9 protein-coding genes are annotated in these 13,478 nt (G+C 48.4%); 7 read left to right on the forward strand and 2 right to left on the reverse strand.

What is annotated here, in order from left to right; genetic code table 11:
• Window positions 1-61: 61 nt before the first annotated feature.
• Both GX419_01625 and GX419_01630 read right to left on the reverse strand, forming a co-directional pair.
• The gene (locus GX419_01625; GenBank protein ID NLI23390.1) at window positions 62-1,036 is read right to left on the reverse strand and encodes a Gfo/Idh/MocA family oxidoreductase; all 975 of its coding nucleotides are present in this window, start codon (window positions 1,034-1,036) and stop codon (window positions 62-64) included.
• A gap of 207 nt (window positions 1,037-1,243) precedes the next feature.
• On the reverse strand, window positions 1,244-2,191 hold the full coding sequence (locus GX419_01630; protein NLI23391.1) for a permease: 948 nt from the start codon (window positions 2,189-2,191) through the stop codon (window positions 1,244-1,246).
• Between the two features lie 297 nt (window positions 2,192-2,488).
• Between GX419_01630 and GX419_01635 the strand changes: the two genes are divergently transcribed.
• From GX419_01635 to GX419_01665, 7 genes are all read left to right on the forward strand, one after another.
• Entirely contained in the window at window positions 2,489-3,349 is an 861-nt protein-coding gene (locus GX419_01635; protein NLI23392.1) for a hypothetical protein, read from the forward strand.
• Between the two features lie 11 nt (window positions 3,350-3,360).
• Entirely contained in the window at window positions 3,361-4,146 is a 786-nt protein-coding gene (locus GX419_01640) for a TIM barrel protein (protein NLI23393.1), read from the forward strand.
• A gap of 164 nt (window positions 4,147-4,310) precedes the next feature.
• Window positions 4,311-5,372: an efflux RND transporter periplasmic adaptor subunit gene (locus GX419_01645; protein ID NLI23394.1), complete on the forward strand. Its 1,062-nt coding sequence runs from the start codon at window positions 4,311-4,313 to the stop codon at window positions 5,370-5,372.
• A 10-nt stretch (window positions 5,373-5,382) separates the two neighbouring features.
• Window positions 5,383-8,430, forward strand: a complete 3,048-nt coding sequence (locus tag GX419_01650; GenBank protein ID NLI23395.1) for an efflux RND transporter permease subunit — start codon at window positions 5,383-5,385, stop codon at window positions 8,428-8,430.
• 14 nt (window positions 8,431-8,444) lie between these two features.
• Window positions 8,445-9,827 (forward strand): TolC family protein, encoded by a 1,383-nt coding sequence (locus GX419_01655; protein ID NLI23396.1) that lies wholly within the window; start codon window positions 8,445-8,447, stop codon window positions 9,825-9,827.
• Window positions 9,828-9,895: 68 nt separating this feature from the next.
• The gene (locus tag GX419_01660; protein NLI23397.1) at window positions 9,896-10,696 is read left to right on the forward strand and encodes a queuosine precursor transporter; all 801 of its coding nucleotides are present in this window, start codon (window positions 9,896-9,898) and stop codon (window positions 10,694-10,696) included.
• Between the two features lie 212 nt (window positions 10,697-10,908).
• A complete protein-coding gene (locus GX419_01665) occupies window positions 10,909-12,993 on the forward strand; it encodes a M3 family metallopeptidase (protein ID NLI23398.1) in 2,085 nt (694 codons plus the stop codon).
• Window positions 12,994-13,478: the final 485 nt, after the last annotated feature.

Raw genomic sequence — 13,478 nt, forward strand, 5'->3', positions numbered from 1 at the left:
GATAAGTCAATAGAAACAAGTTGTTTACATGTTTTTTGTGTTTCTGTTGACTAATCTTGGTTTATCGGTAAAGCGCTTCAAGAACCTCATTCACTTTCCTGCCCGTTTCGCCCGGTATCGCAGGTTCACGGTTTTCACGCACAGCTTCGATAAAATCGGCAACCAACGGCCGGTGGGGATTATGAAACGAAAGATGGGTCTCAGGTACTTCCCCTCCCGGAAGCTTCAGCACCATCTTTCCCTCATTCAATGAAAGCACCTCTGCCGATGCGTTGGTACCGAAAATTTCCAGCAGATCCTGACGCGTACTGATACTGTGCGATACGGTTATGGTGGCCAGTGCATTGTTTGCAAACCGCAGCAGGGCTATCGCCGTGTCCTCAACTTCCCGGATCAGCTTTACACTGGTCATCATTCCTTTTACTTCAGCAATATCTCCAAGAATGTACATCAGCATTTCAATGCGGTGGCATCCAAAATCAAACATAGGCCCCCCGCCGGCTTTGTCTTTTTCAAGAAACCAGTGCCGTGGATGGTCGGGAGGCACATCAAACGACTCAAAAGCAGTACAGTGCGCATATACTACATTCCCGAGCCGGCCGGAAGAAATAATTTCACGGATGCGTTTTACAACAGGATAAAAATGCCGGTAATACGCTATACCCAGTTTAACATTGTGATTTCTGCAGGCTTCTATCATGGCATCGCATTCAGCAACCGAAAGGGCCATGGGTTTTTCGCATAAAACATGCTTGCCGCATTCGGCAGCGCGGATGGCCATGGGCGCATGCATAAAAACCGGTGTGGCAATATATACCCCGTCAATTTCCGGATCAGAAACCAGGTCCTCCCATCGGGAATAGCTTTTAGGTACCCCAAGAGATGCGGCAAAAGCAACAGCCTGTTCTTCCTGCTTCCGGCTCACAGCGATAATTTCAGAACCCGGTGTGTCCTGAAGCGCCGAGGCAACTCTCTTGCGTACAATATCCCCGGCTCCGATCAGCCCCCAGCGAAAAGGCTTTGTTTTTTCGTTCATAGTTTCTGTCTCTTCGTTTATAAATTTACTCTTTCCAGGAAAAGAAAGCTAATATAGAAATTATCCTGTTTGGTTTATCAGAAACTCCTTAATATGTTCACTTGAAAATAAGATATCTGATCACCTATTGAACCATTGACGCTTTGCATTAGAAAATCCTTTCAGGAAATGCAGAAAAACGAATTCTGGGCTCATGCCCGATATATTCTACAACCCGTTCCATAATGCCAGCCAGAAAGGAATAGCCGGCAAACAGACAATCAGACTCAGGATCATCATGCTTCCGGCCAGTTGTTCGTCCCCGCCGTAGCGGTTGATCTGAAGCATAATGGCCGTAGCAGGCGGAGAAGCAGCCTGGATAATCAGGGTCTGCGCCAGCAGTGCGTCAGACCTTCCAACCCCTGTCCATACAACCATTAGCATCATAAGGGCCGGCATCAGCAGAAATTTAACGGATAATACCCGCAAGGCATCTTTTAATCCGGGAACCTTTCTCAGGGAAATTCCCCCGATAATAGCCCCGAGAGCAAAATTGGCAAGAGGAACCGTAGCAGTGCCAAGGGTATGAACAGTTTCCGTTACAAATGAAGGAATCGCTCCCTCCAGCTTTGCAAGAACAAGGATTATGGCCAGAACATTAGCTACAAACGGAGGATTTATAAAACCCGGCCAGCGGGAAGAATTGGAATGAACGCCGGTGGAAAGCATTTTTCCGACACTCCACAAAAAAGGACTCAGGCCGAGAATCATGAGAAAAACATACAGGGCATATTGTTCAAACTGCGACGGAAACAGCATCTGACCCAGGGGCAAGGCAAGATATCCTGCATTCTGCATGCTGGCTATGGGCAGAAGATTTCTTTTCCCGGGCAATTCCTTCCGGAAGAAGACCCAGGCCACAGCAAGCCCAAAGGCCGATAATGCTATGGCCACCAGAGGCAGAACAAACCAGAATGGAATCTCTGCCGGTCTGAACGTTGAGATAATATTCGAAAAAATCAGGCAGGGAAGAAACAATGCCACAATCAGGTTGGTCAGTGCCTTCACCTCGGCCTTCCCGAATACTTTAACCCTCACCAGCACGGCCGCAAGCAAAATTACAAGGTACACCTTTGCCTGTGCCTCCAGAACCGTAACAAAGGTGGTCTGAAACATATCGTACCCTCTTCAATGAAACGACAAATCTAATAAAAAGCCGGTCATTGGCAGTATAAATGCAGTCCATTGACCATACATTGTAAAAAAAACAAGGGTATGAGCAGGAAACTGTTCCCGTTCATCAGAGAAGGAAAGCAATTCAAGGAGAAACGGTGCAATCGTTTAACTGTTCGAAAAGCCTCTTAAATTATACTGCCGTTCCGGGATGCCGTAAACAATGTGCCGTGCTGAAAGCATGAAAACATCAGAGCATAAAAGCATATTTGCTATCTTTACCAAAAAAATATGTTCACCATGAAGCATTTGTTTATTGCCGTTTTGCTTATCATTCCGGCTTTTCTCCGGGCCGGCGAACCTTCCCGTGATTATTTTCCCGACCTGAAAGGATGGAAAAAACCTTCCACTATACAGACCTACACCCCGGAAAACCTCTGGAACATTATTGACGGAGCGGCCGAAAGCTACCTCGCCTATGATTTCAGGGAACTGTATATGGGTGAATACAAAGGAAAAAACGGTTCCTACCTCACCCTCGAAATCTATCGCCACCAGACTCCCGAAAACGCCTTCGGCATCTTCCGGTCCGAAAAGCCTTCCGATGCCGTGCCTGCAACTGTCGGAGCAGAAGCTTACATCGGCGATGATTTTCTGAATTTCCTCTCCGGTTGTTTTTATGTAAAAATCCGATCGAAAGATGCCTCTCCGGCAATCAAAGAAGCCATGACCACCCTGGCGAAGCTGGTGAACGAAAAACTGGGAGGATACAATTCCCTCCCGGAACCTTTGACCTGGTTTCCGGCCGAAAACAAGGTTCCTGGCAGCGATATGTACATCAATTCGGGTTTTCTTGGCTATTCTTTTCTGAACAAGGCATTTACAGCCGAATACGAACTCAATTCCACCCGGTTCAATGCCTTTCTTATCGTTATGCCCGATCAGGCATCGGCCCTGCAGGTACTTAAAGAATACCTTGCCTCCCTCAACTCCGGCGAAACGCCCGAACCTGAAAAAAGATACTTTCTGAACGATAAATACAACGGACCAATTACCCTGTCGGTTAAAAACTGCTGTTTAATGGGGGTTTACAACACCAGCGACAGGGAAACCGGCAGCCTGCTCCTCGATAAGCTTGAGAAAAACATTGTCTGCCGGTAATTCTTCCTGCCATGCTGGTCTTTTCACCCTGCCTGGAGATTTTCTTCGGTTCCCTTCCGTTTACCGAACGCATGCAGGCCATCTCGTCCCTGGGATACACCCATTACGAATTCTGGAGCTGGTGGGATAAAGATCTGAATGCTATCGCCGAAAAGAATGAAGAACTGGAATTAACCACCCAGGCTTTCTGCACGCAGTTTGTTTCCCTGGTTGACCCGAATCTTCAGAATGCTTATCTGGACGGCCTTGCAGAAACCATTGAAACAGCAAAAAAACTTAAGGCAAACATCATCATTTCGCAGGTAGGAAATGAATTACCTGACATCCCCCGCTCCCGGCAAAAGGATACCATACTGGCCGGCCTCGAAAAAGCCGCCGTTCTGATGAAAAATACCGGCCTTACCCTTGCCATCGAGCCATTGAATGTGCTGTTTGATCATCCCGGATACTTTCTTGTGCATTCCCAAGAAGCGTTTGAAATCGTCAGTGCAGTGGGCAGTTCCGACATTCAACTGCTTTTCGATATCTACCATCAGCAAATCAGCGAAGGAAACCTGATCCCCAATATCAGAAAATATGCTTCCTGCATTGCCCATTTCCATATGGCCGACCATCCGGGAAGGCACGAACCCGGAACAGGGGAAATCCATTACGGGAATGTTCTGCAGGAAATCGAAAAACTTAATTACAAGGGGACCATCGGCATCGAACTGTTCCCTCTGAACAACGACCACCGGCAGGTACTTTCCGATCCTCTTTTTTTCCGCTTCATGCAGTGCGACGGAGGGATGCACTGAAAACCTGAAAAGGTTGGTAATGGAGCCTTAAGCTTACAATGCTGTATGAGGGAAGCGAAAAAATGCATTCTCTTGCTTGAAAAATTTTTAAAAAAGAGAAATTATTGTGCAAACTTTCCACGAATATTGTTGTCATAGTTTATTGTAATTTCATGTTTCACCATATGCAGATCACGACCAAAACAGCTATTGTTTTTACCATTATGGTCGGCGCAGGAATGACGCTGATTTCCTGCAAAAAATCGTCCGATCAGAATGGAAGGATAAACCGCCAGCGGGTTCCTGTTGTTAATGTCCTGGTAGTCCAACCCCGGCCGGCCGATGAGATGGCCGATGCAGTGGGGACACTTCTTCCTGCTGAAGAAGTAGAACTCCGGCCCGAAGTCCCGGGAAAAATCATAGAACTCAATTTCAGGGAAGGTAGTTTGGTGCGCAAAGGCCAGTTGCTCGTCAGACTGAAGGATGATGACCTGGAAGCCCAGATGCGAAAAACCAATCTTCAGCTCGATATGGCGGAAAAGGACGAGTTCCGCAAAAGAAAGCTTCTTGAAATTCAGGGAGTGAGCCAGGAAGAGTATGATGCTGCCCTCCATCTTGTGAACACCCTGAGGGCAGACCTTGATCTGCTGAAAGCACGACTTGATCAGATGAGAATCTATGCTCCCTTTGACGGGAAAATCGGTCTGCGCTCTGTGAGTCCGGGTGCTTATGTATCTCCATCAACCGTCATTGCCACCCTTCAGCAAACCAACCCGATGAAGCTCGAATTTTCGGTACCTGAGCGAATTGCTTACGGGGTTGCATCAGGCAAACCCTTGCGGTTTACTGTCGGCGATTCCAAAACGGTTTATTCCGGCACAATTTACGCAACCGAACCCGGCATTGACCCTTCAACCCGGTCATTAAAAGCCCGGGCTCTTGTTTCAAATCCTGAAGGAAAACTTATGACTGGTTCCTTTGCCCGCATCAACCTCCTTCTTGAACATTTTCCTGAAGCATTTGTCATACCGGCACAGGCCCTCGTTCCGAAACTCGACGGCCAGATGGTGTACCTGATTGAAAACGGACTATGCAAGTCATCCGATGTGGATGTTACCATGCGCACCGACAGCAGTGTGGTGGTAACCAGGGGCTTAAAAACAGGTGATTCCCTGATCATTTCCGGTCTGTTGCAGGTACGTGTCAATGCCCCTGTCAATGTAATGCCTTCAGGAAAAACCAATTAATGTTCCGGCTATGAACATTTCCTCCCTCAGCATAAACCGTCCCGTTCTGGCAACGGTCATGTCACTGATCATTCTTCTTTTCGGGATTATCGGTTTTACCTACCTTGGCGTGCGCGAATATCCCAATGTTGATCCTCCTGTTATTACTGTATCGACCACCCTTACCGGAGCCAATGCACAGGTGATTGAGTCGCAGGTAACCGAGCCCCTCGAAGCATCCATTAACGGCATTGCCGGAATCAGCAGTATTTCCTCAACAAGCAGTGAAGGACGAAGCAATATTTCTGTTGAATTTGAACTGGGCACCGATCTGGAAGCCGCTGCCAATGATGTGCGCGATAGGGTTTCCCGTGCCATTAACCGCATTCCGCCCAATGCCGACCCCCCGGTTGTGAGCAAAGCCGATGCCAATGCCTTCCCTATCCTCTCTCTCACCATCCAGAGCGACAGAAGGAATTTGCTGGAGCTGAGCGATATTGCCAACGACATTTTCAAGGAACGGTTGCAGACAATACCCGGTGTAGGACAGGTGAACATCTGGGGAGAGAAACGGTATTCCATCCGTCTTGCTATTGATCCGGAAAAAATGGCCGCCTATGGTGTAACCCCTCAGGATGTTCAGTCAGCGGTTTCCCGCGAAAATATTGAATTACCTTCCGGCCGCATTGAAGGCTACCAGACCGAACTCTCCATAAGAACCCTCGGTCGGCTCGACCATCCGCAGGAATTCAACCATCTGATCATCCGCGAAAGCAACGGAGCCATGATCCGTTTTTCCGACATCGGAGAGGCCTATTTTGCTCCCGAAAACGACCGTACCCTCCTGCGTGGAAACCAGAAAATCCCCATGGTTGCGGTTGCCCTCTCCCCGCAACCCGGAGCAAACTACATCGATATTGCCAACGAATTTTATAAACGGGTTGAAACCCTCCGCCAGGAAATTCCTTCCGATATCCAGCTTGGAATTGCCCTGGATGCAACACGCTCCATCCGCAAAGCCATCAAGGAAGTGGAAGAAACCATCCTCATCGCCTTCACCCTCGTCGTCCTGATTATCCTTTTCTTCCTCCGCAACTTCCGCACCACCCTCATCCCGGTTGTGGCAATACCGGTATCCCTCATCGGTTCATTCTTCGTCATGTATATTGCCGGGTTCAGCATCAACATCCTCACCCTCCTGGCCATCGTTCTTGCAACAGGCCTTGTGGTGGATGATGCCATTGTAGTTATGGAAAACATCTACCATAAGATCGAAGGCGGCATGGAGCCCATGAAAGCCGGCCATGAAGGTTCAAAGGAAATTATTTTCGCCATCATTTCCACCACCATCACCCTTGCTTCGGTCTTTCTGCCCATCATTTTTCTTCAGGGTCTCACCGGCAGGTTGTTCAGAGAATTTGGCATTGTAATGGCCGGTGCCGTGATCATCTCGGCTTTTGTGTCCCTTACGCTGACTCCCATGATGAGCGCACGGTTCATCCGGAAACGCAAAAGAGAAAGCCGCTTTTTTGCGACCACCGAAAAGCAGATGAATCAGCTCATCAGCTTTTACCGGAATTCCCTTACCCGTTTTGTCGAAAAACGATGGATAGCCTTTCTTATCATGGTGGTAGCTGTTACGACTATTGTCGTATTATGGCGCATGCTTCCGGCCGAACTGGCTCCGCTGGAAGACAAAAGCCAGCTCACCATTGTTTCCACAGCACCGGAAGGCACTTCATTCGAAAAAATGGACGATTATGTTCTTCTGCTGCTGGAGACAATTGATACCCTGCCTGAAAAGGAAGCCTATACTGCTATTACTTCACCTGGATTCGGCGGCGGTGCTGTAAATTCCGCTTTCATCAGAATTCTTCTTACCGACCCCTCTACCCGCGAACGAACGCAACAAGAGCTGGCCGATGATCTTACCCGCCGTTTCAGCAAATACACCTTTGCCCGCACCCTGGTAACCCAGGAACAGACTATTGGAACCACAAGGGGAACAGGCCTTCCGGTACAGGTAGTTCTTCAGGCCCCCAATTTCAACAAGCTCAAAGAAGCGTTGCCGAAGTTCATGGAAAAAGTTCAGGAAAGTCCTATGTTTCAGGTAGCCGATGTAAACCTGAAATTCAATAAACCCGAGCTGGTTGTGGAGATCGACCGTGACCGGGCAAAAGCCCTCGGGGTATCGGTTTCCGACATTGCACAGACCCTCCAGTTGCTTTACAGCGGCCAGCGTTATGGGTACTTCATCCGGAATAACAAACAGTATCAGATCATCGGACAGGCCAGACGAACGGACCGGAGCCAACCTGCCGACATGAAGAGCATTTATCTGAGAAACAGCCGCGGAGAGCTGATCCAGCTCGAAAACCTTGTGAGAACCTCTGAACAGAGCAACCCACCCCAGCTTTACCGCTATAACCGGTACATTTCAGCTACCGTTAGCGCAGCCCCTGCCCCCGGAACCACCATCGGCCAGGGTATTGAGGAAATGCGGCGCATCGCCGATGCAACCCTTGACGAAACCTTTTCCCTTGCCCTTACCGGAGCTTCCAAAGATTTCGCTCAGAGCAGCGGAAGCCTTCTGTTCGCATTCATGCTGGCCCTTATCCTCATTTATCTGGTGCTGGCCGCCCAGTTCGAAAGCTTCCGCGACCCGCTCACCATCATGCTTACCGTGCCGCTGGCGGTGGCAGGTGCCCTGCTATCCCTCCTGCTGTTCAATCAAACGCTTAACATCTTCAGCCAGATAGGCATGATCATGCTCATCGGTATCGTAACCAAAAACGGCATTCTGATTGTCGAATTCGCTAATCAGCGCCGCAGAGCAGGCCTCGCTATTAAGGAAGCCGTTATCGATGCAGCTACCCGGCGTTTCAGACCCATTATCATGACCAGCCTTGCCACCATCCTCGGCGCCATGCCCATTGCCTTCGCCATAGGAGCTTCGGGCAAAAGCCGCGTGCCGATGGGGATTGCTATCATAGGCGGCCTCCTGCTCGGACTCATCTTTACCCTCTATGTTATTCCCGCTCTCTACACCTACATTACCAGCAAAAAAATAACCCGCTGAAACAGCCCCGCCAGATGAATTACAGAAAGAAAAATATTCTCGTTCCGTTCTTTTTATCCTTCATGAAAATGGTGCGTATACAAACTCTTCTCCTGATCATAGGCAGTACTCTTGCCATGATTACCCGTCCGGTGCAGGCCCAGGATACTATATCACTGGCCGAAGTAATCGCTACCGGTCTGGAACAGAACTTTTCCATCCGCCTGGCCCGCATCGATGCCACCATCGCTGAAAATAACAACACCCTGGGTAAAGCAGGCTTCCTTCCAACCCTCACGGCCACAGGTACCAAAAGCTGGACTGTGAACAACACCAAACTGGAATTCTTTTCCGGTGACGTAAGGGAAGGGAAAAATGCCCACTCAGACAATTTCAATCCCAATGCCACCCTTACATGGACAATCTTTGACGGATTCAATATGTGGATCAGCAAAAAGCGCCTGAATGAACTGGAAAACATGGGTGAAATTCAGGCCCGAATCGCCGTCGAAGAGAATGTGATCCGGATGGTGGCAGCTTATTATCAGATTGTTCAGCAGGAAATGCTTCTCGATGTTATCCGGGAAGCTCTGTCGCTTTCACTGGAAAGAAAAAAGCTGTCGGAAGCCCGTATCCGGTATGGTGCCGATTCAAAGCTTGACCTCCTGCAGGCATTGTCTGACCTCGATGCCGACAGCGCCCGTCTGCTGCAGGCGGAGAATATAGTACAGCAACTGAAAGCCGACCTGAACGTCCTGATGGGCCGTGACCCGCAAACTTCCTTCTTTGTGAAAAAAGACATTCCTGTTGCCGAGAGCCTTCTCATGGAACCCCTGCTCGAAAAATCGCTGGAAAATAACGCTATGCTTCTGGCCGCCCGCAGCAATACAAAACTGGCCTCGCTCGGCACCAAACAGGCCATGGGCAACTTTTTCCCCCGCCTGTCATTCTATACAGCCTATAACTACAATATTTCCCACGCCCAGATCGGCATTATGAAACAAAATAAAAGCTATGGCTACACTTATGGTCTCACGGCAAGTTTCCCCCTCTTCGAAGGATTTAACCGCAACACCGATCTGAAAAATGCCCGACTCCTGCAGCAGTCGGCAGAAATATCATACCAGGCACAGGAACTGGCACTCCGCTCCGATGTGTATAAAACCTACCGGGATTATTCCAACGCGCTGGCACTCATTCGCATGGAAACCCGTAACCTGGAAATGGTGCGCGAAAATGTCGCCATAGCGGCCGAAAAATACAGGCTGGGAACCCTCAGTGCCATTGACCTGAGAACAGTACAGCAGAAACAAATCGATGCCGAAAGCCGCCTTATTTCGGCCAAAGTACAGGCCAAACAGGCCGAACAGGAACTCCTCCGCCTGAGCGGCGAATTGTACAAATTGTTACAAGAATAAACCTGCTGAAGGATGTTCATTGAAAGGTTCTTGCGTGAACCATTTGAAACATCCGTTGTTATTCTGCCATGTTGAAAAATTCTATTCATCCCTCAGAAGACAGAAGGCAAAATCTTTTTTTCATTTTGTCAGGCATTTTTATCGGCAACGTGCTCCTGGCTGAACTGGTAGGAACCAAAATCTTTTCTTTTTCAGCTTTGCTCGAACCCCTGGCAGATGCGGGAAAGCCTTTCCCCCTGCAGATCAACATGAGCGTGGGCGTTCTCATCTGGCCATTTGCCTTTATCCTTTCTGACATAACAAATGAATATTTTGGCAAAGCAGGAGTAAGGAAAATGTCGTTCCTGGCTGCAGCAATCGTCATTTTCGCTTCGCTGGTTATTATGCTGGCCACATCCCTGCCCCCGGCTTCCTTCTGGAAAGAACTTAACGGTACCGACCCTGCAGGAAATCCCCTTGACATCAATTATGCCTATTCCCTGATATTCCGACAGGGAATTTCCATCGTAATCGGCTCAGTAACCGCTTTCCTTGTAAGCCAGTTTGTCGATGTGTATGTATTCATTTACCTGCATGCATTGACGGGCTCCAAAGCTCTCTGGTTGCGAGCCACCGGTTCAACCATCGTTTCACAGCTTATCGACAGTTATATTATCCTCTTCATCGCCTTTTACCTTATGGGAAACTGGAATCTGAAGCAGGTGTTTGAAACAGGAACCATGCAATATCTGTACAAAATTTCCTTTGCCATTCTGCTCACCCCTCTTCTTTATCTGGCCCACTATTTGATCGAGCGGTACCTCCATGCGCAACCCACCCGGCAACACGACAACCCAACCATCAAAAACCACAATTACACCCCGAACTGAGGCCAAACATTACAATATCAGTCGGTTGGCACTGCTCGCCAACCGACTGATAGGTAAAACTTCTTCCGGGGATGTCGAAAAACGAAGTTTTGAGACATCCCCCACCCCACATCTTACCCCATTCATATTTTACAACATATTAAAAATCCCTTATTCCTTTATATTTGCAAAAATGCATGTTTAACTAAACCTTTAAAACCGTGAAACTACCGATGATAGTACTTTTCTCTGCCGCCCTGCTGGCAGGCTGTACAGGTGCCAAAAAGGAAAATCCTTTCTTTTCTGAATTTGATACTCCCTTTGGAGTGCCTCCCTTCGACAAAATTAAAAACGAACATTTCCTGCCCGCTATTCAGGAAGGAATAAAACAGAATGCCAGAGAAATAGAAAAAATCGCCTCCAATAAAGAGGCTCCCACTTTCGAAAACACCATCCTTGCCCTTGACCGCTCGGGTGAAATGCTCGAAAGAGTAACACCGGTATTCTTTAACCTCTATTCGGCCAATACCAACGATGAGTTGCAGAAAATCAACCAGGAGGTTACTCCCATCCTCACCAAACACATGGACGACATCTTCCTCAACGGAAAACTGTTCAGCCGTGTGAAAGCCGTTTACGATGCCAGGGAAAGTCTCAACCTGAACCCTGAACAGATGAAACTGCTCGACAATACCTACAAGAATTTTGTGCGTTCAGGAGCCGACCTGCCCGAGGCGGAAAAGGAAAAACTCCGTCAGATCAACCAGGAACTGTCGATGCTTTCGGTTAAATTCGGCGATAACCTGCTGGCCGAAAACAAAAATTACCAGCTGGTTATTGACAACCCTGCCGATCTGGAAGGAATGCCCCAGAGTGTCATTGATATGGCCGCACAGACAGCAAAAGAACGCAACCTCGAGGGAAAATGGGTCTTCACTCTCGATGTGCCCAGCATCGTTCCGTTCCTGCAGTATAATAAAAACCGGGCTTTGCGTGAGCAAATCAAAACAGCTTATGCCAACCGTGCTAACCACGATAACGAATACGACAACAAAAACATCATCTCCCGCCTGGTCAAACTGCGTCTCGAAAAAGCCAGAATGCTCGGTTTTGATACGTATGCCGATTATGTGCTCGACCGCAATATGGCGAAAATACCGGCCAATGTGTACGATCTTCTCATGCGCCTGTGGAATGCCGCCCTGCCGGTAGCCAAAAAAGAAGCCGCCGACATGCAGAAAATGATCGACCAGGAAAAAGGAGGCTTTAAACTGGCTAAATGGGACTGGTGGTATTATGCCGAAAAAGTACGCAAGCAAAAATATGATCTTGACGAAAACATGCTCCGCCCGTATTTTGAGCTGAACAACGTTCGCGAAGGAGTATTTTACACAGCGAACCGTCTGTATGGAATCACCTTTAAACCCTTGCCCGACCTGCCCAAATACCACCCCGATGTTCAGTCGTTCGAAGTACTCGATAAAGATGGTTCGCACCTCGGAATTCTCTACCTCGACTTCTTCCCGAGAGCCGGGAAACGGGGCGGTGCCTGGTGCACTGAGTTCCGCGAACAGGTTAAGGATGAAAAAGGAAACCGGGTACCTCCGGTGGTTTCTATCGTAACCAACTTTACCGTTCCCTCAGGAAATACCCCCTCCCTGCTTTCACCCGACGAAGTGGAAACCTTCTTCCATGAATTCGGCCATGGCCTCCATAGCCTCTTTGCCGACTATACCTACCGAGGTACCGCCGAAGTTCCCCGCGACTTTGTGGAACTTCCTTCCCAGATTATGGAACACTGGGCCTTTGAACCCGAAGTCCTTCAGGTATATGCCAAACATTATCAGACGGGAGAAGTTATTCCTTCCAACCTCATCAGCAAAATCGTGGAAAGCGGCAAGTTCAATCAGGGTTTTGCTACGGTTGAATATCTCGCTGCATCTATCCTTGATATGGACTATCACACGGTAAAAGACACCACGCCGGTGAATGTTCCTTCCTTTGAAAAACAGTCAATGGACCGAATCGGTCTGATTCCTGAAATTGACCCACGTTACCGCAGTACCTATTTTGCCCATGTTTTCTCCGGCGGGTATTCTGCAGGCTATTACAGTTATATCTGGGCCGAAGTACTCGACTGCGATGCGTTTGCTGCCTTCAAGGAAAAGGGAAATATCTTCGACCAGCAAACAGCCCAGGCGTTCCGTGACCACATCCTCTCCCGCGGGGGTATGTACGAGGCAATGGATATGTACCGTGCCTTCCGTGGCAAAGAACCTTCCATTGAACCCCTGCTCGAAAAACGAGGACTGAAGTAATGTGAGGCGGGCGGTTCGCCGCCTGCCATTCGCTCAGGACTATACGCTTTACACTATTGTTTATCCTGCACTTAAAAATCTCAAATCACAACTCACAAATTGAACTTAAACACCCGAAACGCTGGAACCCTGGAACTTTGAAACCCTGGAACATTGGAACCTTGGAACTCTGGAACCTCATTAGCGGGAAATCAAAAATCACTGAAAATTTCCTATTTCCAATTTCCAATTTCCTGTACGAGATCACGCTATGAAAACTCAAACACATTAATTGGAAATGGGAAATGGGAAATCGGAAATTTCGTTATCGGAAATCGGAAATCCTTGGAACTCTAAACCCAATCCCCCTCTTTACGCTCTACGCTTTACGCTCTACGCTATCACACAAATCTACAATATAAGGCATTAATATCTTCAAAATCACAAATCGAACCTAAAACCTGAACCCCTGAAACTCTGGAACTTTGGAACGCTGGAACATTGGA

It is taken from the genome of Bacteroidales bacterium (assembly GCA_012517825.1).
GTDB lineage: Bacteria > Bacteroidota > Bacteroidia > Bacteroidales > JAAYUG01 > JAAYUG01.